The sequence below is a fragment of the Sporosarcina quadrami genome (genome assembly GCF_014836615.1).
Taxonomy (GTDB): Bacteria; Bacillota; Bacilli; order Bacillales_A; family Planococcaceae; genus Sporosarcina; species Sporosarcina quadrami.
This window is the reverse complement of record NZ_JACSQN010000012.1, coordinates 82,605-109,601: the sequence shown is the minus strand read 5'-3', so window position 1 is coordinate 109,601 and position 26,997 is coordinate 82,605. Positions and strand designations below refer to the sequence as shown.

Here is a 26,997-nt window from a genome sequence, read left to right as displayed (position 1 = left end):
AGAAAAAGACTGCCAATTTGACAGTCCCTTTCATTTATTTGAATGGTTGGAATTTGACCCTCCAGCCGTCTTCGCTCCAAAACATCTGAAATTCCCGCTTCGCAGGGAGATTTGGATAAAGATCTGTATCGACAGTCAGCGTTGCAACGCCAGGCCAGTTCCCATCACTGTCCTGCTCCAAAGCTTGGAATGACATCGTCGTATACATATCTTCTGAATAAGGCGTGGAATAGTTGGCAGCATCTTTCAAGTATTTTTCTTTCTCAATAAGACCTGCACCCTTAAAATACAATTCATATTGCGTTTCATAGTCTTTTTCACCCGATGCTTGCAGGTAAGCCCCCATAACTGTAAGAGCCTGCTGTCCAAATAACTCGGCTTGGTTAAACTCTTTCTTGAAATACGTATATACTTCTTTGGCATGAGACTTGACTGATTCGTCAATCTCCATTTCAGGACTCCTATCAAGTGACGGTACTCTCTGAAGCCACACGTCTCTTATTTCCCAAACGTCATGGTCGCCGTAAATCATTGTTATATTCCGGATCATGCCCTTCTCATTATTCACATTCACATAATGAACTACTGAATCCTCATAGCGCTGACTAGTCTGTGCAGAAAATTCGACACTTGTTGCATTTCTAAACTGAGACAATGACTTTGTCCATAACGACTTGTAATGCTCCAACAGATCCTTTTCGTCTAACTTCGAATTTTTACCATCAATATTTACTGTATATATCCGAGCCATCGATTCAGGATTCGTTAGATAAAACATCGTATCAGGATCTTCCAGTGCATTCGCATAGTCAAATACACCTGCGACATAAATCGCCGAGACATCTGTAAGAACTGTTTTGTCATAGGATTTCTTAAAAGCTGTATAGAGTGATTTCACTTCTTTATCGAATGAAGGGTTTGGCAATGTCACCGTTTCATCTTCAAACACCGGTTGTTCGCCGTACATATACTCTTCAAGCACTCCCGCCTTGTATAAAGCTAAAGCATCTTTCACTCCGTCATAAGATAACCTGTTCCACTGTTCAGACGTACGCCATCCGGAAGCTCTCATTTCTTTGACGATTGGTTGCATGACGAATGATAAAGGCGTCGCCTCATAACTTAACGAAAGTTCCGTCCATGCCTCTTGGAATTCGGGCATTAATACACCATCTGCATCGAACAGCTTCGTCTGATTGCTTCCTTTTACGACTTCATTGAACAATGCCAGGAAATGAGATTCCAGTACAGGATATAATGAATGATCCTTTTCAACGTTCATAAGTGTGTTTTCCATCGTTTTAATCATGCCAGTCGTTTCGGCTACTGAATATTGAAGTATACCTGCATACATATACGGTTCATCGGCAATCATCCTTACGTATGAATACGTGTCATTATGAAGCTTTGCAGTTAGTGTTTCTGCTTCACGGGACATATAGAACTTCGACTTCACTTCTCCAGAATATTTTCCAGTATGTAGCTTAATCGATTGTTCTTTCATTGTATTAATAATGTTTTGAAGCGGTTCTGGAAAACTCTTCGTGCTTAACATCATCACTTCCGCTTTATCTGTAGATGCATCGACTTCATACGCATCTATTGCCGCTTTGTTTTCGTTAAGTATTTGGTCGTAAATGGCGGTGAGACGTTGAATCTTCTTACGATAAGCATCAATGAAACCGATACTGCCTGTTTGATCTTCCCTCAGAGAGTTCTTTTTCAAATCCTTGATCATTTCAGATGGTGTCTTCAATTCATCAATCGCTTGTTGATAGATTTCATCAACCCGTGTTGTGCCATTATCATATTGCTTAATCGTCTCTAGAAAGGTTTTATTAGTTAACATAGAAATATGGTCTACTGACAAATACATGTCAAAATGCTCTTCATCCAATTTCAATATTTCCATCCGTTTTTCTTTTTCCACTTCATATTGACGCTTCACGTTCTCTATATACTCATCCGTAACGGGACTTTCCAATTTCTGTTCTTCTGCTTGTTGCTTTTGATCATAAATAAGTACGGTCCCAATTACCGTGAGAATGAATACACTTGCGATGCTCGCTGCCCAGACAGTCACTTTTTTCCTGAATTCTCCGTTGTTCTTTTTCTTCTGATGGACTGGCCGCGGTATCTGCTCTTCATCAATTTTCTTAAAGATTTCTTCCGGATCGAATGAAGAAGGCACACGATCATATGATTTCTTCAAAAACTCCATCCGTTTCTCAAAATGATCATTGCTCATGCGTTACCCCTCCATTCGATTCGATCTCTTTTTTCAATATGTCTTTTGCTCTGAAAATGCGTGTTTTCACTGCCGCCATCGTAATGTTCATCACTTCCGAAATTTGCTGATACGTCAAATCCTGGAAATAAAACAAAATCAGAGGAATACGGTACTTCTCTTCCAGTTGCAGTATAGCGGTATGTAGTTCCTGGTCTTCTTCAAAAAGCAACACTTGCTTCTCAGCTGACTGATGATTGTCTTCGCCCGTTTCATTTTTTAACCGATCTTCTTTTGCATTCTCCCTGCTCGCCTTACGGTAATAGTCACGTGCTGCATTCAATGTGATTTTATAAAGCCACGTTGTAAAGCGTTGTTGATTGAACTGAGGTAGAAATCTATACAGTTTAATAAAAACTTCCTGCGTGACGTCAGGTATATCATCTATGCGAACGCCACATTGATAAGCAAATTTCTCTACAGTCCTGTAATGCAGCTCCATCAATTGTGCAAAAGCTGCACGATCTCCGGTCTGTGCCTTACTAATTAAATCCGCTTCGTTCATTGTGCCCCCTCACTCTCTAACCCTTCTGATGATGATACGAAGGATGTTTGCGCTATGTTTCAACAATCAATAAAAAAACCGCAACTACTCGTCGGTAGATGCGGTTTGGATTTAAACTATACATTTCGCTTCGTATTTAATCGCCAACAACTTATATGCTATTTGCATACACTTCTCTATTGGTATCCATAGTTCATAGGAATGCTCGTAAATTTCACGTATCCGCTTAGCAAGGTCAGTAGGATGATCAAGTACTTGAAGCTCAGAGATAACATCAGCAATCTCAAGCTCATACCCTTTTCGTCCAACATTGAAAGGATCCCAGTCTTCCAAAACTAGAATAGCCCTTTTATTCATATCCATTGTTTGCACGATAAGTCACCTTATTTTTTTCTATTGTTTCATGTATAATAACATAGTAATGTAAAAGAAAAAAGGAAATGAGGGGTTTTTGTCATGAATGCTTTTGAACAAGTAATTAGCCGTAAAGATACCCGATCGGTGAAATGGGGAAATATGGAGACTGTTTACGGTATTGAAGATGCTTCCGAAATCTTACCAATGTGGATTGCAGATATGGATTTCGCTGCACCCCAACCGATCATCGACGCAATGAAAGCGCGTTTGGATCATGGTATCTTCGGTTACTCATACATATGTGAAACGTGCAAGGATGCTGTAAGAACGTGGCTTTCTTCACGTCACGGATGGGAAACGAAAAACGAATGGATGCTGTTCCACCACGGAGTTGTGCCTGCGATAGCAACAGTTGTAGAGACATTCACTAAAAAAGGCGACAATGTCCTGATCACTACACCAGTCTATCCTCCATTCTTCAATGTACCAGGTCATCAAGACCGTAACATTATCGAATGCGAGCTGAAAGAAGAAAACGGTCAATACTCGATCGATTTTGATGCGTTCGAAAAATGCTTGCAACAGGATATTAAAGTGTTCATCCTCTGTAACCCACATAACCCAGGCGGCGTAGTATGGACAGAAGAAGAACTTCGAAAAGTATTGCAACTATGCAAACAGTACGATGTGCTCGTCTTATCTGATGAAATACATGCAGACCTTGTACTACCAGGTCATAAGCATATCCCGCTTGCGAAACTGGCAACCGAAGAAGGCGGTAAGGTCATCACTTGTGTCGCTCCTACTAAAACGTTTAACTTAGCAGGTGTTCAAGCTGCTATTATGATTACTGATGATGAAGAATTGCATGCGTCACTACAAAAAAGCGCTTTGGCTCATGGCCAAATGGAATTGAATGCTTTCGCAGCTTCTGCGTTAATGTCTGCTTTCACTGAATGTGACGAATGGCTAGATCAGTTATTAGAAATCATCACTTCAAATATTAATTATGTTATCGAAGAATTACCTACTGCAGTTCCAGGTATTAAAATTCACAAACCGCAAGCAACATATCTATTATGGGTGGACTATCGCGAAACAGGTCTGTCCGAAGAGGAAATAATGGATAAGTTATTGAACAAAGGTAAGCTCGCGCTTGAGCCGGGTACGAAGTACGGCGAAGCAGGAAGAGGCTTCCTACGCATGAATATTGCTACTCCTCGTTCGATCGTTGAAGACGGTGTTGAACGCTTTATTAAAGCGATGCAACCAGCAGTTGTTTGAAAGTGAAATTATAAATTTAGCAGTATTACTGATTAACTAATTCCATACGAAAAGGCATCATCCACAATGGATGATGCCTTTTCTCATTGAACTTATAGTTCGTGTGTGCGCTGCTGTTCTTTCGCTTCATGGCGCTCACGTAGAATTCGTTCTTCCAGTTCACGCGTTTCTTCTTCTTGCTTTTTTGAATTTCTCTTAATCCACATGAATGTGAGTACAAGGAGAACCATGAAAAAAGCAAAAGAAATCGCTGCTGGAATGTATTCGGATTTGTCTTCCGGAAAGTAAAGGAACGGCATTAACAAAACGTTCATTTACATACACTTCCTTACTTATCTATTATTTCTGAAGGATTTCAATTGACTCGATTGAAATTTCTTCAACCGGCTTATCAGAACGATCAGCTTTTGCATTAGCGATTTTGTCTACAACATCCATTCCTTCAATCACTTGTCCGAAGACTGTGTGCTTTTGGTCAAGATGCGGAGTTCCGCCCATTTTTTCGTAAGCTTGAGCAATTTCTTCTGGCCATCCACCGTCAGTTAACTGTTTAGCTGAACCGTTAGCGTTATTAGCTTGAACGATGAAGAACTGGCTGCCATTTGTGTTTGGACCAGCGTTTGCCATGGACAAAGCGCCACGAAGGTTGAATAGATCCATCGTAAACTCATCTTGGAATGAACCTCCAAAAATACTTTCTCCGCCCATACCTGTTCCTGTCGGGTCTCCACCTTGAATCATGAATTCAGGGATGACACGGTGGAAAATGATACCGTCATAATAGCCGTTTTCAGCATGCGTTAAAAAGTTCTCAACTGTTTTAGGCGCTTTTTCCGGGAAAAGTTTAATTTTGATAGGGCCCATCGTCGTATTCATGACGACAAGTGCTTCGTTAGCTGCTACTTCTGTTGATAATTGTGGATACATAATGTCGGCCTCCTCATTTGTCGCTCCATTTGTGGGCGATGAGTTATTTTCTGTTGCTGGTTTTTCTTGATCTTGCTTGCCTTCACTTTGGCCACAGGCAGCTAAAACTAACATACCAATAAGCGTAAGCGAAGTAAGAATCGCTTTTTTCATTATTTCTCACCCTGAAACAGTTTACCACATCATTTATCTTTTTTCGATTGATAAGCATGATACTTCCTTCGAGTGCCGAATTGTTTTATACTGTGATAGTGCAATAGAACGTTTACGGAACTGGCAGCAAGGGAATTCCTACTGTTACTAACCGATTACTCAAACGGCATTGCATATGAAAGCAGGGTTATGAAATGACTATACAAAAACGGAATTTCATTATCATATGGGTTGCAAATTTCTTGGTCGCAGGCACAATGACGATGATTATGCCATTCCTCTCCTTGTACATTGAGACTTTCGGAGATCATTCCGAAGCTTATGTACAAAAATGGGCTGGGCTGATTTTCGGAGCCACTTTCATCACCGCATTGCTCATGTCTCCTATTTGGGGCAGAGTTGCGGATAAATATGGTTTTAAACCAATCTTACTCATAAACGGTTTCGGAATAGCGACGTCCGTTTTCTTAATGGGTTTTGTCGACTCCGTTGAAACGTTTTTCTTATTACGGTTATTCAATGGTGTCGTAACTGGGTTCATCCCGACTTCGTTAGCTTTCGTCTCTTCTCAAACCGCACGTGAAGAAGCCGGTAAAAAACTGGGGACTTTACAGATGGGGAGTGTGACTGGGACATTATTCGGACCTGTACTCGGCGGATTGATGGCTGATGCTGTCGGTTTTCAATATACGTTTGTCATTACATCCATTTCGGTTGTCATTGCTGCATTAATCGTACTGTTTGGTATAAAGGAACAGAAGAAAGTGAAAAACGCAAAAGCGATTCACTACTCACGCAAAACGATTCTTTCCGGTCTTCTCCATCATCGTCTTATGCTAAATGTGATGATTGTCACCGCTTTAATTCAAATTGGCAATTTCAGCATCCAACCACTTCTTTCGTTATATGTTGCAGAATTGACTGATGCAAAGAACGTTGCATTGCTTGCTGGCATTACATTTAGTGCCGCAGGAGTCGGCAATCTCCTATTCGCCCGAAAATGGGGCAAAATGGGAGATGACATCGGATATGAAAAGGTGCTTGGTGGATTATTACTATTGTCCTTTCTTTTCATCGTTCCGCAAGCATTCGTGTCCTCCATTTGGCAACTGATGGTTTGGAGATTACTTTTCGGTATCGCGATTGGCGGGATGATTCCAATTACAACAGCATTAGTTCGACGTGAAGCTCCAATAGATATTCAAGGTGAAGTAATGGGGTATAATACTAGCTTCCGTTTCCTTGGTAATATTATCGGACCGATGTTCGGCGGTATCATTAGTGGATTTATTGGAATTTCTTCAGTGTTCATCTTGACAGGTATACTCTTCTTACTGGGTTTTGCCTTCCTTTATTACGCAACAAGGAAACCGGTTCAGGATTTTGAACATTTTCTCGCGGATGAAGAACGGCAATCACATATGTAACATTCAGCACATTTCCAAATCGGAAATGTGCTATATTTTTGTAGAGGCAGGTGAATTCGATTGAAAAAGGCTATGGGCATCATTTTCATATTTTGCATGTTGCCAGTTCTTTTCGGCATACAACAGGCAATTGCTACCGAATGGCATGAAAGTCGTCAGTTGAAAAGTAGAGTCGAACAATCGATTGACCTTTCCGAGCCATTTGTAAACATTCCAGTATCTATGACCGATCGCAATGGACGGCTGTTCGCAGAACAATACATAGAGTGGAGAAATCCGCTACCGCTGGAAGACATACCTGATTTTGTGCAAAGTGTCTTTTTGCTTAGTGAGGATAAGGAATTCTTTGACCACGTAGGGTATGACGTCGGAGCCATTTTCAGAGCTTTTGCCGTTAACACAGCGAGTGATGATATGCAGCAAGGTGCTTCAACGATCACCCAGCAAGTTGTGAGGATGCGTTTTCTAACAACAGAAAAAACGTATGAACGAAAATTCAAGGAACTTTTGTATGCAATCGCTATGGAAAAGCAATTATCAAAAGAACGCATTTTGGAAATTTACATGAATGAAATGTACTTTGGCAATCAAGTCTACGGTATTGGCGGGGCCGCCACTTATTATTTTAGTCGTCCCCTACACGATTTAACACAAGCTGAAATGGCGTTTCTCGCGGCAATTCCAAATAACCCATCTAAATATGATCCCATTCGCCACTATGACAGCACAAAGAAAAGACAGGAACTGTTATTAACTGTCCTCGCTAAAAATGAAGCCATTACTGAAACTGAAGCTGAGCTTCTCGCACAGGAACCGATTCGCATGAATGTAAAAGAAAAAAAGGATACATACGCGATGTACAGCTCCTATGTGCTTAAAGAACTCGAACAGCTTATTAGTCATACAGAGGGATTTGCTGCGAAAATCGCAAGTGCAAATAGTAGTGAGCAAAGGCAATTGCAAATGGAAGCTTTAAAACGAAGAACTGCTGAAGTAGTAGCTGGAGGCATCCATATTGAAACTGCACTGGATCCTAAAAAGCAACGACATGATGAAACTTCCCTCTCATCCCTATTGACCGTAAAAAATCTGCAAGCTGGAGCTGCCGTCATTGATAATGAAACAAGAGAAATCGTGAGTGTGTATGGAGGGAAAGGCTATCGTAAAGCTGATTTCAACCGTTCCTACCAAGCAATCCGGCAACCAGGATCCGCAATGAAACCTTTGCTTGTCTATGCCCCATATTTAGAGAGCGGTCCTTTTAAGGAAAGTACGCCAGTCGACAGCAGCAACGTATGTATCGGCAATTATTGCCCGAAAAACATCAACGGCTATTCATACGGTACGACAACACTGATGGAAGCGTTCCGTCATAGCTATAATACAACGGCGGTGAGAGTGTTTAGACAAGTTGGTATTGAAGAAGCTTTCAGCCACTTGGAACCATTTCATTTCAGCCAAATCACGAGTGATGATCATGTCTATCCTGCTGCTCTTGGCGGGTTAAATCGTGGAGTGACGCCACTCGAACTAGCTTCAGCATTTACAAGCTTCATAGACGGCAGTTATTCAACTCCTCACGCCATCAGACAGGTGAAAGACCGCAACGGCAAAACAGTATACAAATGGGAGTCAATACGCGAGGAAGTTTGGACTCCATCCACGACTGCCATCATCCGCAATCTCATGGAGGATGTTGTCTTAAATGGTACAGGGCGTGGCATCACGTACCGCACTAGTTATACGGGTGCCAAAACAGGTACGACAGACCAATACAAAGATTTGTGGGTCGCCGGCATGAACGACAACTATACGACTGCCGTTTGGGTCGGATATGACAAGCCTGCGTCCATTCAACGTTTAAGTGAAACGAAAATCCATTTACGATTGTTCAATGAATTATTAAAAGACTAGCGCATGCGTTAGTCTTTTGTTCATGTAACCGGCAAACTTGCAAGAATGCCATTATACAACTTTAATATTATATAAATGAAAACCGAAAGCATTACGCCCCATACAAGAATTTCAAATACTAATAGACCGACTGTACTTGCTACAGTTAAGTATTTGCTGAGCCTGAACACACTATAGACGAAATAGATGAATGTCGTTAACAGAAAGATTCCTATAAGTATATTAAAAGATTGGATACCTGCCACGGATGCAAGCGCACCAAAAAAGTATATTAGATTACCGCTTTTCGCTTCGTTGTATGATTCACCAACAGCATCTTTCGAGAAAAACAACATCGCCGTTTCGTGTATTGTCTCCGCAATGAGTTTCATTGCAGAAAACACCATGAAAAAAGCAAGTGAGTAGATGATTAGTAGAAAAAGACGGAGTTGTGTATCTGTCATAAACTCCCGCATGCCCGTATACAAGCCTATTTTAGAAAAGAATACGGTTGATGTGCCGACGAGATATACGCCGAATGTTAAACTGAACAGTGATATAGTTAAAAAAGGCAAATAGCCGAATAGATATGGATTCCTCATTTGACACCCCGCAAACAAATATTTTCCCTTTCCCTATAATATAGGAAGAGAAAGCAATTTAGCAATTAGACGGGCGTGTCTCCTATGCAAATGCCGTCATTTTACGTTATACTCGTTAACAATGTAAGGAATAAAGATTCACTCTTTGGAAGGAGGATTTACGTGGATTTTGTATTATTGATTTTCCTGCCTATTGTGGCGGCGCTTTTCGTTCCAATGCTATTCCGCAAATTGAAGGGCATACATACTGGTTGGTTTGTTCTCGTCGTACCCGTGTTGTTATTCGGTTACTATACGACATTTTTAAGTACTACGATGGATGGCGGACATGCAATATCCGAACTGCAATGGATTCCTTCACTCGGAATTTCATTTGTATCGTACATAGATGGATTGAGTATTCTGTTCTCACTGCTTATTACCGGAATTGGTGCACTCGTCGTTTTGTACTCCATCTTTTACCTTGATAAAAACAAGGAGAAGCTAGGCAATTTTTACGTCTATCTTCTTATTTTTATGACTGCGATGCTCGGTGTTGTCCAATCGGATAATGTCATTTCCCTATATTTATTTTGGGAATTGACGTCCATTTCTTCATTCCTTTTAATCGGTTATTGGTTCACACGTGACCGTTCGAGGTTTGGCGCATTGAAATCCATGATGATCACCGTATTTGGCGGACTTATGATGTTAGGAGGATTTATCCTTCTTGGTATTATGGGGGGCACATTCTCAATTCGGGAACTGATTGCTCAATCATCGACATTTATCAATCATGAGTTTTTCACTTTATCACTCATCCTCATTTTACTTGGAGCTTTTACAAAATCAGCACAATTCCCTTTTTACATCTGGTTGCCAGATGCAATGGAAGCACCTACTCCTGTAAGCGCCTATTTGCACTCTGCCACTATGGTAAAAGCGGGACTGTATTTAGTTGCAAGGTTTACGCCCATTTTTGCCGTATCTGAAGTTTGGATTTGGCTTGTGACAGGAATCGGACTTCTGACGTTGTTCTGGGGTTCCATCTTTGCTGTGAAGCAAACTGATTTAAAAGCCATTCTCGCTTTTTCAACCGTGAGTCAACTTGGTTTAATTATGTCACTTCTCGGTGCCGGGGCAATTACGTTCCATACAAATGAAGCCATATTCGCACTCGCGATGTTCGCTGCGCTGTTTCATTTGATAAATCATGCTACTTTTAAGGGCAGCCTTTTCATGATTGCAGGTATTGTAGATCATGAAACAGGGACACGCGATATACGAAAACTTGGTGGCTTAATGAGTATTATGCCGATAAGTTTCACAGTTGCTTTCATCGGATCGATGTCAATGGCTGGATTGCCGCCATTTAACGGCTTCCTAAGTAAAGAAATGTTCCTTGACTCGATGTTTGCCCTTCGTGATTTTAGTTTATTCAACTTCGATACATGGGGTATCGTGTTCCCTATCGTCGCGTGGATTGCAAGCGTATTCACATTCATCTACAGTTTCTACTTCGTGTTCAAGACATTTGCAGGCAAACGTAAGAAGGAAAAATTACCACTAGAGCCACATGAAGCACCTATCGGAATGTTACTATCTCCAATTATTCTTGCATCATTGGTCGTAGTTATTTTCTTCATTCCGAACGTTGTCGGTAAATGGCTTGTGAAACCTGCTGTGATGGCGGTACAACCATATGAGTACGCTCATCCTTCTGAGGTAGCGGTAACCGTGTCAGCATGGCATGGATTTGCTTCTCCTGCATTGTGGATGACTGTAGGTGTTATTATTATCGGTGCGCTACTTTATCTGTCACTTTCTAAATGGCAGAAAATCTATTCAATTCAACCGGATCACTTATCACTTAACGCGGTTTATGATGCAACAATGACGTTCAGTGAAAAAGGCATGAATCGACTATCTAGATTTTATATGAACGGGCTTATACGTACGTATTTAATTTATATTTTCGCGTTCGTTTCGGTCATCACGCTATCCGTTTTGTTCATTCAGGATGCGTTTGTCGTCGATATGTCGAGTTTTACCGAAGTAAATTCGTTCGGCATCATTAATGCGATAATCTTAGTGCTCGGAGTCATTTTCATCCTGTTTTCCAAAACGAGACTCGGTGCGATTATTGCACTTGGCGCAGTCGGCTATTCCGTCGCTTTGTTTTTCGTCATCTTTAAAGCACCTGACTTGGCTTTAACACAGTTAGTAATTGAGACCGTTTCTGTAGCCTTGTTCCTGTTAGCATTCCAACATTTACCGAAGCTTTCAGATCACGGTGAAACGAAGCGGAACAAGCTCGCAAACGCAATTATTGCACTTGGTGTCGGAGTGACTGTCACATTAGTGGCACTGTCTGCGCATTCGCAGAAACTTATCTCTTCCATTTCCCAGTACTATATAGATACTGTAAAAACAGAAGCTGGCGGAGGAAATATTGTTAACGTCATATTGGTGGACTATCGTGGTTTTGATACACTTTTCGAAATTGCAGTGTTATCCATTGCAGGAATCGGTGTACTTGGCATGATCAAACTCCGGTTGGCAAAGAAGGAGGATTCAAATGAAAACAAATGATGTCATTTTACAAACTACGACGAAATTGGTGTTTTTCATTATCTTCCTATTTTCCATCCATATCTTCTTTGCAGGTCACTATACACCTGGTGGAGGTTTTGTTGGAGGATTGTTGACAACAGGTGCGATCATTCTTCTGTTACTCGCTTTCGATTTGAAGACGGTCCAGAAAGCATTGCCTTTTAATTTTACAATCATGACAGGAATCGGCCTGTTGCTTGCTCTCGGTACAGCTTCAGGTTCCATATTCTTTAACGTACCATTCTTTACGCATGCGTTTGACGACTTCACACTTCCATTGTTCGGGGTCACTTCATTGCATACCGCAATGATTTTTGACGCCGGTGTATTCCTAGTCGTTGTCGGATCTGCTATTACAATCATCCAGTCAATTGGAGGGGATTCGTAATGGAATTGTTAATGGCTATTCTAATTGGTGTGCTGTTCACTGCAGCTGTCTACCTGATCCTATCTAGAAGTATTTTAAAGATTATTATTGGGACAGGTCTTTTAAGCCACGGTGCCCATCTTCTCATACTGACGATGGGCGGTCTAGGTGGTTCTGCGCCTCCTGTTCTATCTGATGGTGTAACGGATTTCGCAGACCCTTTACCACAAGCTTTAATTTTGACGGCAATCGTCATCAGTTTCGGAGTTACCGCCTTCATCCTTGTATTGGCCTACCGTGCTTACGCGGTCCACAAGACGGATGATATGAATCAATTGAAAGGAAATGACGAACATGATTAATCTACTTCTATTCCCAATCATTCTTCCTTTCTTTTTCGCAATCTTGTTGTTGTTCTTTAAAGAGAAAATCAGGACACAACGGATTTTAACACTCATTGGTGTTGTCGTAAGTCTAGCTTCATCACTTGTCCTCTTATGGACTGTGAAGACGGAAGGTATACAAGCGATCACTCTTGGAAGTTGGCCAGCGCCTTTTGGTATTTCAATGGTGTCTGATATGCTTTCTGCATTGCTTGTGACAACAACTTTACTACTCACTTTGTTCATCGTTATCTACAGTTTCACTTCTATTGGTGAAGAGCGTGAACGATACTTCTATTACCCAGCCATACTTTTCATGGTGACAGGCGTCAACGGAGCATTCACGACAGGTGATATTTTCAATATGTTCGTCTTTTTTGAAGTGTTACTCATCGCTTCCTATATATTGATTGTGCTAGGCGGAACGAAGAAACAATTGCGGGAATCACTCAAGTACATACTTGTAAATGTTATTTCATCTGCTTTGTTTGTCATTACAGTAGCCTATTTGTACTCAGTTGTTGGAACGCTTAACATGGCGGACATATCAGTGAAAATCAGTGAAGTTAATCAGCCAGGCATTATCACTGTCATAGCTGTGCTGTTTCTAATCGTTTTCGGAATTAAGGGATCGATTTTCCCGCTTTATTTCTGGCTACCTGGTTCCTATGCTGCTCCCCCAATACCGGTACTTGCATTATTCGGAGCGTTGCTGACAAAAGTAGGTATCTATGCAATTATGCGTACATACACGTTGTTCTTCATTCACAACACAGGCTTTACGCATGAAATTCTAATGATATTGTCCATTTTGACGATTATTGCGGGATGCATTGGTGCACTTGCCTATTTCGACCTGAAGCAGATCATCATTTACAATATCGTCATTGCGGTTGGTGTCATCCTCTTTGGAGCTTCGCAAATGAACGAAGCAGGTATGTCTGGTGCGGTTTTCTATCTTATTCACGACATGCTCATTAAAGGGGCGCTGTTCCTTCTTATCGGTGTAATCATTTACATTACCGGTACGTCCAACTTACGGAAGATGGGCGGATTAATGAAAACACATGCACCACTCGGATGGTTTTACTTAATCGCCGCGTTCGGGCTAGCAGGCATACCGCCGCTAAGTGGTTTTATCGGTAAACTTCTTATTGTACAAGGTGCTTTTGAAGCCGGAAATATTTGGAGCGGCATTATTGTTCTGGCATCCAGTCTCGTCGTCTTGCTCTCTGTCATGAGAATTTTCATTTATGCATTTTGGGGAGAGTCAAAAGTTGCTCTGCCAAAAACGAATCGGAAAACATATAATCGTCTGATGGCCCCTGCGCTTGTCCTAGTCGTCCTGACGATTGTTTATGGAATCGGTACGGAATGGCTGTTACCTTTCATGACAGACGCCACAGACGTATTACTACAACCATCCATCTATATTGATGCGGTGCTAAAGTAAAGGAGTAGATGTCGATGGCATTTCAAATACTATTAAACTTTTTCATCGCTGTCGTTTGGATGTTTATGAATTCCTCACTGACTGCGAGTACATTTATCGTCGGGTATTTAATTGGGTTAATCATGATAATTATTACAAGACGTTTTTTCAAAAGTCGGCTGTATGTATGGCGTTTATGGGCAATGATCAAGCTTATACTGTTATTTGCAAAAGAGCTTACACTATCCAACATTTCCGTGTTGCTGCTCATCATTCGGCCAAAACTTAACATTCAACCTTCCATTTTCGCATTACCGACAGAGTTGAAGGAAGACTGGGAGATCACATTATTATCAAGTCTGATTACGCTGACACCGGGGACAATCGTTCTCCATGTATCCAGTGATCAGCGCATGCTTTACATCCATGCAATTGATGTGGATGATGTTGATGAAGCAATCGATTCAATTAAAAACTCGTTTGAGAAAGCTATACTGGAGGTGAGCCGCGGATGATGATATTCATATGGGTATGTCTAATGCTCGTCTTCTTGACAATGCTAGGAACAATGTATCGTGTTTTCCGCGGCCCATCTGTTCCGGACCGCCTGATTGCGCTCGACGGGATAGGCGTTATGCTCATTTCAGCGATTGCGTTAATATCTATCTTATTTGACACTCGATTCTTTATAGATGTAATTCTTCTTATTGCGATTATGTCATTCATCGGCACAGTGTCATTCTCCAAGTTCATCGAGAGAGGAGAGATCATCGAACGTGACCATAATCGCTAATATTCTCATTGTCCTCACGATATCTGTCGGCACCATTTTCACGATTGTTACGATGATTGGAATCTTGCGGTTGCCTGATGTGTATACTCGTGCCCACGCTGCTTCAAAAAGTGCTACACTTGGCGTGCTTAGCATATTACTCGGCGTGTTTTTCCACTTTTGGTTGAATGAAGGACATTTCAGTATTCAACTATTACTCGGTATCGTTTTCCTATTCATCACTTCTCCAATTGGTGGCCATTTGATGGGCCGCGCCGCTTATATGTCAGGAGTAAAACCAACTGAACTGACTGTTGGCGATGATTTGAAGGAAGCTGTCGAAGAAGGTAAGAAAAAGTATAGATCCCGCTTAAAAGATTAATAAAAAACACACTCGGCAGATTTGTGCCGAGTGTGTTTTATTATTTAATAATAACCATACGGTGGGTATCCATAAGGCGGATAGCCATATGGATAATAACCATATGGATATGGCTGATAGCCGTATGGATAATAACCTTGATTACCGTATCCATAATTGTTAGGGAATATGGCATTTCCTAGAAAGCTGCCGAACAAACCTCCTAAAAAAGGTCCCCCGATTCCAAAACCAAATCCAGGTCCAAATCCACCGAATCCACTATTTCCACCATATCCACCATGTCTTCTTGAGTTTCTTGACATCGTTATCCCCCTCTCTCGCTTCTCACTTATCTTATTCGAGACGGGCGATGTGTGGAGGGATAGATGCCTATACAGGGTTTGATAAATAGGGTAACAGAAGTCAAACTAGTTGGAAAGTAGCTTTAGTAGCGAATCGTAACTTGCTTGCGCAACACAATGTAAACTCCGCGTATCGAAACGTAGAGTCGCCGTATCGAAATGTAGATGCCGCGTATCGAAACGTAGCATGCGTAACACAACGTAAGCTCCGCGTATCGAAATGTAGATTCTTCGTATCGAAACGTAGATGCTTCGTATCGAAACGTAGCATGCGCAACACAACGTAAGCTCCGCGTATCGAAACGTAGAGTCGTCGTATCGAAACGTAGATGCTTTGTATCGAAACGTAGCATGCGCAACACAACGTAAACTCCTCGTATCGAAACGTAGAGTCGCCGTATCGAAATGTAGATGCTTCGTATCGAAACGTAGCATGCGCAACACAACGTAAGCTCCTCGTATCGAAACGTAGAGTCGCCGTATCGAAATGTAGATGCTTCGTATCGAAACGAAGCATGCGCAACACAACGTAAGCTACGCGTATCGAAACGTAGAGTCGCCGTATCGAAACGTAACAGGCGCAACACAACGTAAACTTCTCGTATCGAAATGTAGATGCTTCGTATCGAAACGTAGCATGCGTAACACAACGTAAACTCTGCGTATCGAAACATATGGATAATAAATGATCTGCAACTAAAAAACACCCGGGAAGTCATGACAAGTGACCACCCGAGCTACTATTTAGACTTACAATTAACGAATCAGCTTAATCTTCCTGCGCCATCCGCTCGACGATTGTAGCAAGAGTACGCACCATAGCACCCGTTGCACCTTTAGGACCTAAATCATGAGGTGCTGATGCTTCAGACGTACCTGCGATATCCAAGTGAATCCACGGAGTATCTCCTGCAAATTCCCCTACAAATCCGCCGCCGAAAATCATATGGCCGTCACGTCCAGGTGAATTGTTCAAATCAGCAACATCACTCTTGCGAATACGCTTTTTGTCATTTTCCGTCAAAGGAAGTCTCCAAACAAATTCGCCTGTTTCCATAGACGCCTGCATGAATTCTTCGAAAAATTCTTCGTTATTCGTTAAGGCACCTGTTTTATCGTTACCTAGTGCTACAATTACTCCACCCGTCAATGTAGCTACATCGATTAAATAGTTTGCACCCGATTGCAATGCATACGTCACAGCATCCGCAAGGACAAGTCTGCCTTCCGCATCAGTGTTCAAGACTTCAATCGTTTTGCCACTTAATGATGTAATGACGTCATCCGGTTTAAATGCTTCACCGGAAATCATATTGTCCGTAGAACCGATAACGGCAATAACGTTTTTCGCAGGACGTAATTCACCGATGATACGCATCGCGCCAAGCACTGCAGCCGCGCCACCCATATCCCCTTTCATACCGACCATGCCTTCACGCGGCTTTAAAGAATATCCGCCAGTATCATACGTTACACCTTTACCGACTAAACCAACAACGTCTTCCCATTGATCCGTACCTGCATATTTCATGACGATGAGACGCGGCTCTTCGACAGAGCCTTTATTAACTGCTAAAATAGCGCCCATGCCGAGTTCTTCCATTTCTTTTTTACCAAGAACTTCGATTTCAAAATCATATTGCTCTGCAAGTTCTTTAGCGTAATCCGCCATTTTTGTCGCCGTTAATATATTCGGCGGCATATTGACCAATGTACGTGCCTCATTTACCGCATGGGCATATGTACTGCCGACTTCAAACGCCGCTTTAAGCTCTTCTTGGTCTGCATCTGATAAGAAACTGATGGATTCAAGTATTACATCTTTTTCGTTTGAATCAGTGCGGTAGCCTTCGAACTTATAACCGCCCATTCCGATTCCTTCTCCAGCTGCAAATACGACGTCCTCGCAAGTAAGTTCTTCGTTCTTAAACGGAGCTGTCCATATTGCAACTGATGTGACTTTTGACGAAGCCAATTCTCTTCCAACAGCTGCAAACGCTTGACGCAAACGATCTTCAGTTAGTTTTTTCGTCGTTCCAAGTCCGATAAATAGTACTCGTTCAAAGCTTCCCACTTCAAGTGCAGGCATTTTTACAATACTCTTAAATTCAGTTTTAATATCTCCTGATTTAATCCATTCCATAAGACGTGGACTGAAAGCTTTTGCAAATCCATCCCATCCATTTACATTCTCCGGATGTTCAGGAACACCGATTACAAGTGTTTCAGCATTTACATTATTAAATCCATTTTCATTAAATAAGGCTTTCATTTGACTGACTCCCCCTTTTCATTCATATTCTATTATATACTAACGATTGAACAAACTGAAAATATTAATTCGATTGTCGGACTATCCTCACTCACAAACGTTAATATGGTATACTACATTTATATTTTTCATTTTTTAGAAAAGGAGTGGACTTAATGGACCTCTTACAAAACACTCCGCTCCTTGCGGCTTTATTCGCTATATTTTTTGCGCAGTTTGTGAAGATCCCTATTCATTTTTTATTGACACGAGAATTGGATTGGAAATTGATGACGTCTACAGGTGGAATGCCAAGTTCCCATTCTGCAGCAGTTTCTGCGTTGACTACCGCCATCGCTTATGAGGTCGGACTTGATTCACCTATGTTTGCTGTTTCCGCTATTTTCGCTGTTATCGTCATGTTTGATGCGACAGGTATCCGGTATCAGGCAGGACAGCAAGCGCTAATTATTAATCAGATGCGCTTAGACATTCAAACATTCGTTACAGAAGTGAAAGGTTGGCCACAAAAAGATGGACAACAAAAGATTTTGGAGTTAAAAACGCTCCTTGGTCATAAACCGAGTGAAGTGTTTGCCGGTTCTGTCACGGGTATTCTCATTTCTATCATTACGTACACATTCATCGTAGCATAAAAAAAGCGTTCCCTTAAGGGAGCGCTTTTTGTTTCGTATCGATTAAAACATCTGATAACCTTGTTTACGCAATATCTTCATGACAAAACCTGAAATAATCGCTCCGACCAATCCGGCAGTTAAAATAATAATATCCGCAGCATGAAGGGAGAGTATTTTATCGCCAAGCATTCCAAAAGCATAGCCTGGTTTTGTAATATACTCATACACTCTAACTTCATCGATAATTAAAATGACGACAATCGGATAGATAATAGCCATTAACCATGTCATACGAAGTAACATGTTCAACAAGAAACCTATTCCAAAAAACATGACCATAAAAATAAGTATGGATAAGACGACATGCGTCAATGAAATTGTTCCCAATTTTTCTACCTCCGCTTTCCACTCACCATTTTACAACAATGGCTACAAGCTTTCAATCAAATGCCCCGTGACGGAATTATGTCCGTTTCACTAACTACTACCAATGCGTACTTTTTGATGACTAATGAGTTCAGTTGTCGCTCGATTTATTCCTCTATTTCCTTTCATCTTGAAAAAAACACCTGCCGTTTTACGGGCAGGTGTTTTGAGGCATAAACGATAACAATTATTTAAGTAGATTGAATTTACCTTTTTTAAGTGTAAGCCCAACTCCACCAATCAGATATAGAGCACGGTTATCAACCATCTTCTTCATGAAGGAAGCTTTTTTACCGAACAATTTCTTACCGAAAGCAACACCGATTGCATCGTCATCACCAAGGGAAGCAATACTTCCTTTTAGATCAGGCACGAACTCAGATGTTGGTTCGCCTTTCATCAGCGCGATGATGTTGTTTGCACACATATCACCTTGTTGCATAGCAATTTGTGCAGTTGGTGGATAAGGACGGTTCGTCTCTTCATTAATCATCAATGCGCAGTCACCGACGATGAATACGTCAGAATGTCCTGGAGCACGAAGATCTTTGTCGACTTTAACACGTGCACGCATGTTTTCGATACCTGTCTCTTCGATAAGACGGTTTCCTCGGACACCTGCTGCCCAAACGACAGTACCAGCTTTGATGAATTCAAATTCATCTTCGCCTTTTTTAATGTTAACGCCTTCAGGAGTCGCTTCAACAACTGGAGTTCCAATCGAGAATTCGATACCTTTAGATTTTAATTGTCTTACAGCATAATCTACAAGTTCAGGATCGAATCCTGGTAACACCATAGGCGCTGCTTCAACACAGATTACACGGACTTTTTCTTTCGGAACATCGAATTCTTCACAAAGTTCAGGTACACGGTTACCAAGTTCACCAAGGAATTCAATCCCTGTGAATCCAGCACCACCGACAACGATTGTCAAACGGCTATCGTCCTTCACTTCATCAAGTGACCATGTTGCGAATTGGTATTCTATATGCTCACGGATTTGGCGAGCAGCTTTTACGTTAGCAATAGACAATGCATACTTGTCAAGACCTGTAATGCCGAATGTTTCACCTTCGAATCCTAAACCGATGACAAGATAGTCATACGTATGCGTTCCGACATTAGTCGTAACGACTTTTCCAGGAATATCGATAGCCGTCACTTCAGCTTGAACAAATTTCACTTTGCCTTCGTTAATGACATTTTTGATGTCATAACGAACTTGTTCAGGTGACAAAGTTCCTGCAGCCGCTTCATGCAACCACGTGGATTCGTAATGGTACTCATTTTTATTGATCAGTACGATATTTGCATCGTCAGCACCAATGGATTTCTGCAAGTTGACGACTGTGGATAAACCGCCGTAACCCGCACCTAATACTAAGATTGTCGGTCTTTTCACGAAAATCGAAACCACCTTTTAATTTATTATGTGCCGGGTCCGTTGACAATCGGTTCATACGACGTTTTGCTCAGTCCTGGCATTTGTCTATATTCGACAAACTTCTACCTTACAATAGTAGCCCTTTTACTAGGGATTTTCAACCCTTTAATATTAAAATATATAATTTTAGATAATAATAAAGACCCTCCTTCAAATAAGTGATTCATCGAGAGAATCAGTCGATTGAAGAAAGGGTCTTTTTTTACTCACATACTTCTGGTGTTCCTACTTTTTTTGCTGTTCTAAATGAAGTTCCACAACCACATGAAGCGATGGCGTTTGGATTTTCGATGGTAAATCCGCCGCCCATTAACGACTCTTTGTAGTCCACTATCGTACCTTCAAGTATGTCTGCATCTTCTTTTGACAAAACAATATTTATACCATGCTGAGTTAGCATATAATCCTCATCAGATTTATTTTCCTCAAAACCTAAACCATATGTCAAACCGCTGCAACCACCGCCATTAACAGCGACGCGCAAAAATGAATTCTCTTCACCATTATGAGCCATCATTTCTTTCACATGATATGCAGCAGATTCAGTAATTTCAACGTATTGTGTCATTTACATCCACCTTCCCACTTTTCTTTATCATAACAATCTTTTTAGTCAATAAGCAATCATATTTACTCCAAACGAGCCGATATAATGTATAATAGAAATAATAGTACGAAAGGATGAATAGGAATGGAGATAAGTCCTGCATACATGAAGAAAATGGAGTGCATAAATTGCAAGGAGAAATTTACTACAACTAAGATTCGCTCACGGTTTGTGCGTGTTCAAAAACACGATACTGATTTTAAACCTGTTTATGCGGATATGGCGATCAATCCATTATTGTATAATGTCGCTGTTTGCCCACATTGCGGATTTTCATATACAGATGATTTTTCAACTTACTTTGCTCCAGGTGTTAAAAAGGAAATTACGGACACCATTACTTCCTTATGGAGTGGTCGATCGTTTGGAAATGGACGAACAATAGAGGAAGCAATCGAAGCGTATAAACTTGCTTACTTAAGTGCAAGTGTCAAAAAGGAAAAATCGTTGACGATGGCAGGAATTACATTAAGAATTGCTTGGCTGTACAATGATTTACAAGAATACGACACAGAGAAAAGATTCCGGTCGATTGCACGAGACTTATACACAGAAGCTTATTCTGAAGGCGATCATGTCGGTACGCAGATGTCTGAAACAAGGGTGCTCTATATGATAGCAGAGCTTTCCCATCAAATTGGTGATGCTGAAGGAGCAACACGTAATTTCTCCAAAGTGATAGAAGGTCAACGTACTTCAACCGAACCTCATATTATCGAAATGGCAAAAGAACGTTGGCAGGAAATTCGCGAAAAAAGAGAGCAAGTAATAGCAAAAGCGGACTGATTAGCAGTCCGCTTTTGTGATAATTAAAATACTTGTTCTACTTCTACTACGCCAGGCACTTCTTCAAGCAGTGCTCTTTCAATGCCGGCTTTCAATGTAATCGTTGAACTAGGGCATGTGCCGCAAGCGCCTAGTAGACGCAACTTTACAATCCCCTCTTCGATATCAACTAATTCACAGTCTCCACCATCTCTAAGTAGGAATGGACGTAATTTATTCAAAACTTCTTGTACTGGTTCCATCATTGCTGTATCTGTCATTGTTTTATGTCTCCCCTTTCATTATACTTATTATAAACTGGATTAAGAAAAAAATCCAATAGAGAAGATGGAAGGGGTTATTTCATTGAGTACAAACAAAGTGAAAATCGAAATTTATGGGGCGGATATCATCTGTGCAAGCTGTGTCAATTCGCCTTCGTCCAAGGATACGTACGAATGGCTACAAGCTGCTATCGGTCGAAAGTATCCTGAACAGCCTTTTGAAATCGAATACATTGATATCGAATCTGACCTTACAGATGCCAAACAGAAAGAGATTGCCGAGCAAGTATTGAATGATGAATTTTTCTATCCACTAGTTATTATTGCAGATGAAGTGATTGGTGAGGGACATATCCAACTGAAGCCTGTTTTTACTGCTCTTGAAAAACACGGTTACGTCGCCCAAAGCTGATTAACGAATGATAATTGAATTCGATAAATGAGAAAAATCCCTCCAGTATGCTTAAAAGCATGTGAGGGATTTTCTTCATTAACCATTATGCCATTTGTACATCCACAGAACGCCTGACTTTAACAGTCTCGCAATTCTTCCTGTAACAGTACGATCCGCTAGATAAGCGAAACCTTGTTTCTTTCCTAAAGAACCCATAAATCCTTTAAGCTTAATTTCAGGCATTTCAGCAGGTAATGCTTCGTTATTCCATACTAAACGTAGGACTTTCACGATTTGTTCAGCCTGCTCCTCCGCCAGTTGAGCACTTGGAGCGTGTGGTAAGGCTGCTATGTCACCTACAACATAAACTTCTTCAAAGTTTGGAATCTGATGATATTGATTAAGTATGACCCGTCCACGATCTTTCTCGACTTCTAAGTCCAATACGCTTTTTACAGGTTGGATACCCGCTGTCCAAACAACGACGTCAACCGGTATCTTCTCTTCATGATTGTAGAGGACTTTTTCGCCCACTTCCGTAATGTTGGAGTTTGAGATGACTTCGACTTCATGTTTATCGAACCAGCCTTTTACAAAGTTACTCAGCCTTTCCGGAAAATCTTTCATAATACGGGGACCACGGTCGAACAGTTTAATTTTAAGATCTGGACGACTCTCCCTAAGTTCACTTGCAAGTTCAATACCGCTTAATCCAGCTCCTACGATACCGACAGTTGCACCGCCACCGAGTCCTTGTAGTTTTTTGTACGTATTGCGCGATTTCCCTATCGTCTGGATACTATCTGTATACTCAGCCGCTCCAGGTACTTCATGATAATTATCTTCGCAACCGAGACCAATAACAAGTTCATCGTATCGGACAGCATCGCCATTTCCGAGGAGAACTGCTTTATCTTCCAAATCAATTTCGAGTATTTCCGCTTCAATAACAGTCAGTTTTTCATGTTTCGGCAACGCTACACGAATGTCGGAATCTGGCGACGTTCCTGCTGCTAGAGCATAGAATTCAGTCTTAAGGCTGTGGAATGGTGTTCTGTCAATAAGTGTAATGTCGAGATCAGCCGGCAATTCTTTATTGAGCAGACGAAGTAATATGCGCATATTACCGTAACCTGCACCTAATAATACTAGTTTTCTCATAGTTGTCTCCTTTATTTGTCGTTTTTCCGTATTGTTCACATTAGTGATTATAACAGTTTGTGAGATGTTTCACAATAAGACACGGAAATTGACGCGCACAGAAAAAAATAGTAGCATTTCAAATAGGTGAGGTGATCGTTTTGAATCCGATCGTAGAATTTTGTATAAGTAATCTTGCCAACGGTTCACAAAAAACGTTGGAAGCGTTGGAAAGAGATCCGAATATAGATGTTTTGGAATATGGTTGTTTGAGCTATTGTACGAAATGTGCCGATTCTCTCTATGCACTTGTGAATGGTGAAGTCGTACAAGCGGACACTGCTGAAGAACTGACGGAAGAAATCTATAAGTTCATTGAGGAAAATCCTCTTTTCTAAAGCGATAAAATATTTTTAAAAGTAAAAAAGTAGCGAATTGGCCAACTTGCCTACTCGCTACTTTTTTTATTTATGCCAGTCTAAAAGTGTCTTGTACATATATGTTGGTTGTTGCATCTTCTTCAAAACATCCTCAACAGATGTCACTCCACCACCTACATGGATTGTATCAATACCAAAACGTATTCCTGCTTGTATATCGGTATCATAATTATCACCAATCATAATCATTTCTTCTTTCCGATAGCCTTTTTGTTGGATGAAGTGCAACATATGAGATGCCGGTTTTCCAACTTCAAGCGCCTCAACACCTGTCGCCGTTTCCAACAGTTTCACAAAAGATCCGTTACCTGGTACGAGTCCCCTTTCAGTTGGCAAAGCCTTGTCTTTATTCGTTGCGATAAAGTGTGCACCACTTTGTATAGCCAAGCTCGCTTGCGTTAATTTTTCGTATGAAATATCATGATCGATACCTACAATAACAACATCTGGATTGGACTCCGTTATAATAATACCTTCAGCCTGCAATGCCGCTTTAAGACCTACTTCACCAATCATCATGACTGTTGCACCGTCATAATGCTCTTTACAATACTTCGCAGAAGCAAGAGACGACGTCATGATTTGGTTCGGATGAGTTGCTATACCCATTGCGGAAAGTTTTTGAGTGAACTGTTCAGCAGTCATCGAAGAGTTATTTGTAACAAAATATGGCTCAATTCCATCTTGTTGTAGTTTTTCAATGAAATGAAGAGCTTCTGGTATGACTTTTGCTCCCTTATAAACAGTGCCGTCAAGGTCCAGACAAACCGCTTTATATTGTTGCATATTTATTGCTCCAGCGGGCTAAATGCCGAAATAGGTCCAAGTTCATTTTCCAAGTAATATCGTACTTTGGAAGGAAACTCTTTTATCACTTCTTTTGTCTCAGTTAATACGGACTCGATTTCGTCGTTATCAACTTCTACAAATTCACGTACGATCATTTTGCGTAAGCCGATTACTCTTTTCAGGGGATCTGCCATATCTGTTGAAATGACTTTTTCATCTTCCATAATATCGATAATATCGTCGTAACTACCTGGATCACGCATAATGAACCCGTCAATCATGGAATTACCGACGTCTATAATTGACTCAACGATAGTATGGGCAATCCTTTCAAGTGCCAAAGAATGAATTTTATCTTCATTCCACTTTTGATGACCTTCAAATAATGCTAATAAACTTTCCATATAAGTAAGCGTTTCATTGATTTTAGTTCGATCTATAAAATACAAAATTGTCCCCTCCTGAATGTGTAAATGCACTTTTCATCATACCATATTCAACTAAAAAATGAACCGCCACGTAAGCAACTGTGTGCTTGCGGGGCGGTTATATAAATTACTCTTCTTCTACTTCTTCTGCTACTGTCGGTTTTACTTTACCTGTTTTCTGAAGAACAAAATAGGCACATCCGAAATTGCAGTATTCATAAATATAATCTTGCAATGTACTAATTTTTGTTTCGTACGTTGCTTTCGGATTTTTATCATCAAAAAATCCTTTTAGTCGAAGCTGGCTATAACCCCAGTCACCTAAAATATAATCATATTTTGAAAGGACATCACTGAACCTCGCATTCAGTGCCTCTTCATTGAATCCCTCACGGTAATTCGTTATGATTTCATATTCAAAATTGTTAATTGTCACCATGTGTCTCACCGCCATCTCAGCTTTTAACTGTGGACTTCAACATTTCGTCTCCGATTCGTTGTCTCTCTTTCGCTGCAGCATTGACCTGTTCGTCAGCATGGTAGCTTGAACGGACAAGTGGGCCTGCTTCACAATGTGAAAACCCTTTAGTCATCGCAATTTCGCGTAGTTCACCGAACTCTTGCGGTGTATAGTACTTTTGCACTTTTAGATGTTTTTTAGTAGGTTGTAAATATTGGCCAATTGTCATAATATCTACATTGTTAGCACGTAAATCATCCATTGTTTCAATAATCTCTTCCACCGTTTCACCTAATCCAAGCATTAACGACGATTTCGTAGGAATGTCTGGATACATATCCTTGGCACGTCGTAACAGTTCCAAAGAACGTTCGTAAGTAGCACGCGCACGGACTCTAGGAGTCAGCCTACGTACTGTTTCAATATTATGGTTAAGAATATCTGGTTTCGCATCCATAAGACGTTGAAGATTATCTTTGTCTCCTCCCATATCAGAAGGTAATACTTCTACCGTCGTAAATGGATTTTTACGTCTAATTGCACGAATTGTTTCAGCAAACACCGCTGAACCGCCATCTTTCAGATCATCTCTAGCAACAGCTGTCACTACAACGTGTTTCAAATTCATCAATGTGACAGATTCTGCTACACGTTCCGGTTCCGCAAGATCGAGTTCGTTAGGCAATCCAGTTTTCACTGCGCAAAAGCGGCATGCTCGCGTACAGATTGCACCAAGAATCATAAACGTCGCAGTACGTCTCTCTCCCCAACATTCATGGATGTTCGGGCAACGTGCTTCTTCGCAAACCGTATGTAAGTTTTTTTCGCGCATCAATTTTTTAAGGTCTGTATAGTTGTCATTTGTATTCAACTTGATTTTCAGCCAATCAGGCTTACGGACATGTTCTACTTTTTTTCCAATCTCTGGCCTACAAGACACTGCAACCGACTCCATTCCTACCATCTTTTTCAGCTTTCGCCTCTTCAGCCAATGTAACATAAATTCTGACTACGAACAACTATTGAATTCGTACTGAAAGCGAGTATTTATCAGCTGGAATGCACAAAAAAAAACGCCTTTTTCAAGACGCTTTCTTTCTGGTAACAATTTACGGTTACGCTCTGCCTTTTGATTTTGAGACTGCGTAGAAGATGCTTCCGGCAAGTCCTCCCCAAAGAACGAGGATCCCTAGAATCATCATGAATATAGCTGCACCACTCATT

At 41.0% G+C, this 26,997-nt stretch carries 32 protein-coding genes; 14 read left to right on the top strand and 18 right to left on the bottom strand.

The genetic code is table 11. The annotated features are described in order from the left end of the window. Nucleotides 1-34: 34 nt before the first annotated feature. The 3 genes from H9649_RS13595 to H9649_RS13585 all read right to left on the bottom strand — a co-directional run bounded on the left by H9649_RS13595 (nucleotide 35) and on the right by H9649_RS13585 (nucleotide 3,155). Nucleotides 35-2,248, bottom strand: a complete 2,214-nt coding sequence (locus H9649_RS13595; RefSeq protein ID WP_191695439.1) for a hypothetical protein — start codon at nucleotides 2,246-2,248, stop codon at nucleotides 35-37. Then, nucleotides 2,238-2,792 (bottom strand): RNA polymerase sigma factor, encoded by a 555-nt coding sequence (locus H9649_RS13590; protein WP_191695438.1) that lies wholly within the window; start codon nucleotides 2,790-2,792, stop codon nucleotides 2,238-2,240. The genes H9649_RS13595 and H9649_RS13590 overlap by 11 nt, the downstream gene beginning before the upstream one ends. Before the next feature lie 111 nt (nucleotides 2,793-2,903). Further along, nucleotides 2,904-3,155: a DUF1871 family protein gene (locus tag H9649_RS13585; protein WP_225229896.1), complete on the bottom strand. Its 252-nt coding sequence runs from the start codon at nucleotides 3,153-3,155 to the stop codon at nucleotides 2,904-2,906. A 93-nt stretch (nucleotides 3,156-3,248) separates the two neighbouring features. Here H9649_RS13585 and H9649_RS13580 point away from each other — a divergent pair, with 93 nt between their 5' ends. After that, nucleotides 3,249-4,433, top strand: coding sequence for a MalY/PatB family protein (locus H9649_RS13580; protein ID WP_191695436.1), 1,185 nt, complete (start codon nucleotides 3,249-3,251; stop codon nucleotides 4,431-4,433). A 92-nt stretch (nucleotides 4,434-4,525) separates the two neighbouring features. Here H9649_RS13580 and H9649_RS13575 read toward each other — a convergent pair whose 3' ends face one another. Continuing rightward, on the bottom strand, nucleotides 4,526-4,747 hold the full coding sequence (locus tag H9649_RS13575) for a hypothetical protein (RefSeq protein ID WP_191695435.1): 222 nt from the start codon (nucleotides 4,745-4,747) through the stop codon (nucleotides 4,526-4,528). A gap of 25 nt (nucleotides 4,748-4,772) precedes the next feature. Further along, nucleotides 4,773-5,513 (bottom strand): peptidylprolyl isomerase, encoded by a 741-nt coding sequence (locus tag H9649_RS13570; protein ID WP_318241694.1) that lies wholly within the window; start codon nucleotides 5,511-5,513, stop codon nucleotides 4,773-4,775. 194 nt (nucleotides 5,514-5,707) lie between these two features. Here H9649_RS13570 and H9649_RS13565 point away from each other — a divergent pair, with 194 nt between their 5' ends. Further along, nucleotides 5,708-6,940, top strand: a complete 1,233-nt coding sequence (locus H9649_RS13565; RefSeq protein WP_191695434.1) for an MFS transporter — start codon at nucleotides 5,708-5,710, stop codon at nucleotides 6,938-6,940. Between the two features lie 60 nt (nucleotides 6,941-7,000). Beyond that, the gene (locus H9649_RS13560) at nucleotides 7,001-8,854 is read left to right on the top strand and encodes a transglycosylase domain-containing protein (RefSeq protein WP_225229889.1); all 1,854 of its coding nucleotides are present in this window, start codon (nucleotides 7,001-7,003) and stop codon (nucleotides 8,852-8,854) included. Nucleotides 8,855-8,874: 20 nt separating this feature from the next. On the opposite strand, the gene H9649_RS13555 is transcribed toward H9649_RS13560, so the two are convergent. After that, nucleotides 8,875-9,435, bottom strand: coding sequence for a DUF5366 family protein (locus tag H9649_RS13555; RefSeq protein WP_191695433.1), 561 nt, complete (start codon nucleotides 9,433-9,435; stop codon nucleotides 8,875-8,877). Between the two features lie 162 nt (nucleotides 9,436-9,597). On the opposite strand from H9649_RS13555, the gene H9649_RS13550 reads away from it, so the two are divergent. Genes H9649_RS13550 through mnhG form a run of 7 tightly spaced genes read left to right on the top strand, consistent with a single transcriptional unit; the run spans nucleotide 9,598 to nucleotide 15,363 of the window. Further along, complete coding sequence (locus tag H9649_RS13550) at nucleotides 9,598-12,006, top strand: Na+/H+ antiporter subunit A (protein ID WP_318241693.1); 2,409 nt, start codon at nucleotides 9,598-9,600, stop codon at nucleotides 12,004-12,006. Continuing rightward, nucleotides 11,993-12,415: a Na(+)/H(+) antiporter subunit B gene (locus H9649_RS13545; RefSeq protein WP_191695432.1), complete on the top strand. Its 423-nt coding sequence runs from the start codon at nucleotides 11,993-11,995 to the stop codon at nucleotides 12,413-12,415. The genes H9649_RS13550 and H9649_RS13545 overlap by 14 nt, the downstream gene beginning before the upstream one ends. Continuing rightward, nucleotides 12,415-12,756 (top strand): Na(+)/H(+) antiporter subunit C, encoded by a 342-nt coding sequence (locus tag H9649_RS13540; protein WP_191695431.1) that lies wholly within the window; start codon nucleotides 12,415-12,417, stop codon nucleotides 12,754-12,756. Before H9649_RS13545 ends, H9649_RS13540 begins: the two co-directional genes overlap by 1 nt. Then, a complete protein-coding gene (locus H9649_RS13535; protein ID WP_191695430.1) occupies nucleotides 12,749-14,230 on the top strand; it encodes a Na+/H+ antiporter subunit D in 1,482 nt (493 codons plus the stop codon). Before H9649_RS13540 ends, H9649_RS13535 begins: the two co-directional genes overlap by 8 nt. 14 nt (nucleotides 14,231-14,244) lie before the next feature. Then, nucleotides 14,245-14,724 carry a Na+/H+ antiporter subunit E gene (locus H9649_RS13530; protein ID WP_191695429.1) on the top strand — a complete coding sequence of 160 codons (480 nt, stop codon included), beginning with the start codon at nucleotides 14,245-14,247 and terminating at the stop codon, nucleotides 14,722-14,724. Further along, a complete protein-coding gene (locus tag H9649_RS13525; RefSeq protein WP_191695428.1) occupies nucleotides 14,721-15,002 on the top strand; it encodes a Na(+)/H(+) antiporter subunit F1 in 282 nt (93 codons plus the stop codon). Before H9649_RS13530 ends, H9649_RS13525 begins: the two co-directional genes overlap by 4 nt. After that, a complete protein-coding gene (gene mnhG / locus H9649_RS13520) occupies nucleotides 14,986-15,363 on the top strand; it encodes a monovalent cation/H(+) antiporter subunit G (protein ID WP_191695427.1) in 378 nt (125 codons plus the stop codon). The genes H9649_RS13525 and mnhG overlap by 17 nt, the downstream gene beginning before the upstream one ends. A 44-nt stretch (nucleotides 15,364-15,407) precedes the next feature. Here mnhG and H9649_RS13515 read toward each other — a convergent pair whose 3' ends face one another. Together H9649_RS13515 and H9649_RS13510 are read right to left on the bottom strand one after the other, a co-directional pair. After that, a complete protein-coding gene (locus H9649_RS13515) occupies nucleotides 15,408-15,665 on the bottom strand; it encodes a hypothetical protein (RefSeq protein WP_191695426.1) in 258 nt (85 codons plus the stop codon). An 808-nt stretch (nucleotides 15,666-16,473) separates the two neighbouring features. After that, nucleotides 16,474-17,976: a leucyl aminopeptidase gene (locus H9649_RS13510; protein WP_191695425.1), complete on the bottom strand. Its 1,503-nt coding sequence runs from the start codon at nucleotides 17,974-17,976 to the stop codon at nucleotides 16,474-16,476. A gap of 155 nt (nucleotides 17,977-18,131) precedes the next feature. Here H9649_RS13510 and H9649_RS13505 point away from each other — a divergent pair, with 155 nt between their 5' ends. After that, a complete protein-coding gene (locus tag H9649_RS13505) occupies nucleotides 18,132-18,611 on the top strand; it encodes a divergent PAP2 family protein (protein WP_191695424.1) in 480 nt (159 codons plus the stop codon). A gap of 42 nt (nucleotides 18,612-18,653) precedes the next feature. Here H9649_RS13505 and H9649_RS13500 read toward each other — a convergent pair whose 3' ends face one another. The 3 genes from H9649_RS13500 to H9649_RS13490 all read right to left on the bottom strand — a co-directional run bounded on the left by H9649_RS13500 (nucleotide 18,654) and on the right by H9649_RS13490 (nucleotide 21,034). Further along, complete coding sequence (locus H9649_RS13500) at nucleotides 18,654-18,980, bottom strand: YuiB family protein (protein WP_191695423.1); 327 nt, start codon at nucleotides 18,978-18,980, stop codon at nucleotides 18,654-18,656. Between the two features lie 226 nt (nucleotides 18,981-19,206). Next, nucleotides 19,207-20,424, bottom strand: coding sequence for an NAD(P)/FAD-dependent oxidoreductase (locus tag H9649_RS13495; RefSeq protein ID WP_191695422.1), 1,218 nt, complete (start codon nucleotides 20,422-20,424; stop codon nucleotides 19,207-19,209). 244 nt (nucleotides 20,425-20,668) lie between these two features. Beyond that, on the bottom strand, nucleotides 20,669-21,034 hold the full coding sequence (locus H9649_RS13490) for a HesB/IscA family protein (protein WP_191695421.1): 366 nt from the start codon (nucleotides 21,032-21,034) through the stop codon (nucleotides 20,669-20,671). Nucleotides 21,035-21,157: 123 nt separating this feature from the next. On the opposite strand from H9649_RS13490, the gene H9649_RS13485 reads away from it, so the two are divergent. Then, complete coding sequence (locus H9649_RS13485; protein WP_191695420.1) at nucleotides 21,158-21,859, top strand: DUF2225 domain-containing protein; 702 nt, start codon at nucleotides 21,158-21,160, stop codon at nucleotides 21,857-21,859. A 23-nt stretch (nucleotides 21,860-21,882) separates the two neighbouring features. Here the strand turns inward: H9649_RS13485 and H9649_RS13480 are convergent, their stop codons facing one another. Then, nucleotides 21,883-22,119, bottom strand: coding sequence for a NifU family protein (locus H9649_RS13480; protein ID WP_191695419.1), 237 nt, complete (start codon nucleotides 22,117-22,119; stop codon nucleotides 21,883-21,885). 85 nt (nucleotides 22,120-22,204) lie between these two features. On the opposite strand from H9649_RS13480, the gene H9649_RS13475 reads away from it, so the two are divergent. Further along, nucleotides 22,205-22,534: a YuzD family protein gene (locus H9649_RS13475; protein ID WP_404828760.1), complete on the top strand. Its 330-nt coding sequence runs from the start codon at nucleotides 22,205-22,207 to the stop codon at nucleotides 22,532-22,534. 78 nt (nucleotides 22,535-22,612) lie between these two features. On the opposite strand, the gene H9649_RS13470 is transcribed toward H9649_RS13475, so the two are convergent. Next, on the bottom strand, nucleotides 22,613-23,677 hold the full coding sequence (locus H9649_RS13470; protein ID WP_191695417.1) for an NAD(P)/FAD-dependent oxidoreductase: 1,065 nt from the start codon (nucleotides 23,675-23,677) through the stop codon (nucleotides 22,613-22,615). 140 nt (nucleotides 23,678-23,817) lie between these two features. Here H9649_RS13470 and H9649_RS13465 point away from each other — a divergent pair, with 140 nt between their 5' ends. Beyond that, complete coding sequence (locus tag H9649_RS13465; protein ID WP_191695416.1) at nucleotides 23,818-24,054, top strand: YuzB family protein; 237 nt, start codon at nucleotides 23,818-23,820, stop codon at nucleotides 24,052-24,054. 66 nt (nucleotides 24,055-24,120) lie between these two features. On the opposite strand, the gene H9649_RS13460 is transcribed toward H9649_RS13465, so the two are convergent. From H9649_RS13460 to H9649_RS13440, 5 genes are all read right to left on the bottom strand, one after another. After that, nucleotides 24,121-24,882 (bottom strand): TIGR01457 family HAD-type hydrolase, encoded by a 762-nt coding sequence (locus tag H9649_RS13460; RefSeq protein ID WP_191695415.1) that lies wholly within the window; start codon nucleotides 24,880-24,882, stop codon nucleotides 24,121-24,123. Between the two features lie 2 nt (nucleotides 24,883-24,884). Beyond that, complete coding sequence (locus H9649_RS13455) at nucleotides 24,885-25,334, bottom strand: DUF86 domain-containing protein (protein ID WP_191695414.1); 450 nt, start codon at nucleotides 25,332-25,334, stop codon at nucleotides 24,885-24,887. Nucleotides 25,335-25,440: 106 nt separating this feature from the next. Then, a complete protein-coding gene (locus H9649_RS13450; RefSeq protein WP_191695413.1) occupies nucleotides 25,441-25,752 on the bottom strand; it encodes a YutD family protein in 312 nt (103 codons plus the stop codon). A 16-nt stretch (nucleotides 25,753-25,768) separates the two neighbouring features. Next, nucleotides 25,769-26,737, bottom strand: coding sequence for a lipoyl synthase (gene lipA / locus H9649_RS13445; protein WP_191695459.1), 969 nt, complete (start codon nucleotides 26,735-26,737; stop codon nucleotides 25,769-25,771). 151 nt (nucleotides 26,738-26,888) lie between these two features. After that, nucleotides 26,889-26,996 (bottom strand): methionine/alanine import family NSS transporter small subunit, encoded by a 108-nt coding sequence (locus H9649_RS13440; RefSeq protein WP_191695412.1) that lies wholly within the window; start codon nucleotides 26,994-26,996, stop codon nucleotides 26,889-26,891. Nucleotide 26,997 lies beyond the last annotated feature (1 nt).

What these genes read in the sequence shown, in the direction of transcription:
- H9649_RS13450 (WP_191695413.1), bottom strand. Translation starts at nt 25,752, where the DNA reads ATGGTGACAATTAACAATTTTGAATATGAAATCATAACGAATTACCGT.
- H9649_RS13530 (WP_191695429.1), top strand. Translation starts at nt 14,245, where the DNA reads ATGGCATTTCAAATACTATTAAACTTTTTCATCGCTGTCGTTTGGATG.
- lipA (WP_191695459.1), bottom strand. Translation starts at nt 26,737, where the DNA reads ATGGTAGGAATGGAGTCGGTTGCAGTGTCTTGTAGGCCAGAGATTGGA.
- H9649_RS13490 (WP_191695421.1), bottom strand. Translation starts at nt 21,034, where the DNA reads ATGACACAATACGTTGAAATTACTGAATCTGCTGCATATCATGTGAAA.
- H9649_RS13510 (WP_191695425.1), bottom strand. Translation starts at nt 17,976, where the DNA reads ATGAAAGCCTTATTTAATGAAAATGGATTTAATAATGTAAATGCTGAA.
- H9649_RS13575 (WP_191695435.1), bottom strand. Translation starts at nt 4,747, where the DNA reads ATGAACGTTTTGTTAATGCCGTTCCTTTACTTTCCGGAAGACAAATCC.
- H9649_RS13480 (WP_191695419.1), bottom strand. Translation starts at nt 22,119, where the DNA reads ATGACAGATACAGCAATGATGGAACCAGTACAAGAAGTTTTGAATAAA.
- H9649_RS13555 (WP_191695433.1), bottom strand. Translation starts at nt 9,435, where the DNA reads ATGAGGAATCCATATCTATTCGGCTATTTGCCTTTTTTAACTATATCA.
- H9649_RS13565 (WP_191695434.1), top strand. Translation starts at nt 5,708, where the DNA reads ATGACTATACAAAAACGGAATTTCATTATCATATGGGTTGCAAATTTC.
- H9649_RS13485 (WP_191695420.1), top strand. Translation starts at nt 21,158, where the DNA reads ATGGAGATAAGTCCTGCATACATGAAGAAAATGGAGTGCATAAATTGC.
- H9649_RS13580 (WP_191695436.1), top strand. Translation starts at nt 3,249, where the DNA reads ATGAATGCTTTTGAACAAGTAATTAGCCGTAAAGATACCCGATCGGTG.
- H9649_RS13585 (WP_225229896.1), bottom strand. Translation starts at nt 3,155, where the DNA reads ATGGATATGAATAAAAGGGCTATTCTAGTTTTGGAAGACTGGGATCCT.
- H9649_RS13525 (WP_191695428.1), top strand. Translation starts at nt 14,721, where the DNA reads ATGATGATATTCATATGGGTATGTCTAATGCTCGTCTTCTTGACAATG.
- H9649_RS13460 (WP_191695415.1), bottom strand. Translation starts at nt 24,882, where the DNA reads ATGCAACAATATAAAGCGGTTTGTCTGGACCTTGACGGCACTGTTTAT.
- H9649_RS13515 (WP_191695426.1), bottom strand. Translation starts at nt 15,665, where the DNA reads ATGTCAAGAAACTCAAGAAGACATGGTGGATATGGTGGAAATAGTGGA.
- H9649_RS13505 (WP_191695424.1), top strand. Translation starts at nt 18,132, where the DNA reads ATGGACCTCTTACAAAACACTCCGCTCCTTGCGGCTTTATTCGCTATA.
- H9649_RS13545 (WP_191695432.1), top strand. Translation starts at nt 11,993, where the DNA reads ATGAAAACAAATGATGTCATTTTACAAACTACGACGAAATTGGTGTTT.
- H9649_RS13570 (WP_318241694.1), bottom strand. Translation starts at nt 5,513, where the DNA reads ATGAAAAAAGCGATTCTTACTTCGCTTACGCTTATTGGTATGTTAGTT.
- H9649_RS13535 (WP_191695430.1), top strand. Translation starts at nt 12,749, where the DNA reads ATGATTAATCTACTTCTATTCCCAATCATTCTTCCTTTCTTTTTCGCA.
- H9649_RS13440 (WP_191695412.1), bottom strand. Translation starts at nt 26,996, where the DNA reads ATGAGTGGTGCAGCTATATTCATGATGATTCTAGGGATCCTCGTTCTT.
- H9649_RS13590 (WP_191695438.1), bottom strand. Translation starts at nt 2,792, where the DNA reads ATGAACGAAGCGGATTTAATTAGTAAGGCACAGACCGGAGATCGTGCA.
- H9649_RS13595 (WP_191695439.1), bottom strand. Translation starts at nt 2,248, where the DNA reads ATGAGCAATGATCATTTTGAGAAACGGATGGAGTTTTTGAAGAAATCA.
- H9649_RS13540 (WP_191695431.1), top strand. Translation starts at nt 12,415, where the DNA reads ATGGAATTGTTAATGGCTATTCTAATTGGTGTGCTGTTCACTGCAGCT.
- H9649_RS13470 (WP_191695417.1), bottom strand. Translation starts at nt 23,677, where the DNA reads ATGAGAAAACTAGTATTATTAGGTGCAGGTTACGGTAATATGCGCATA.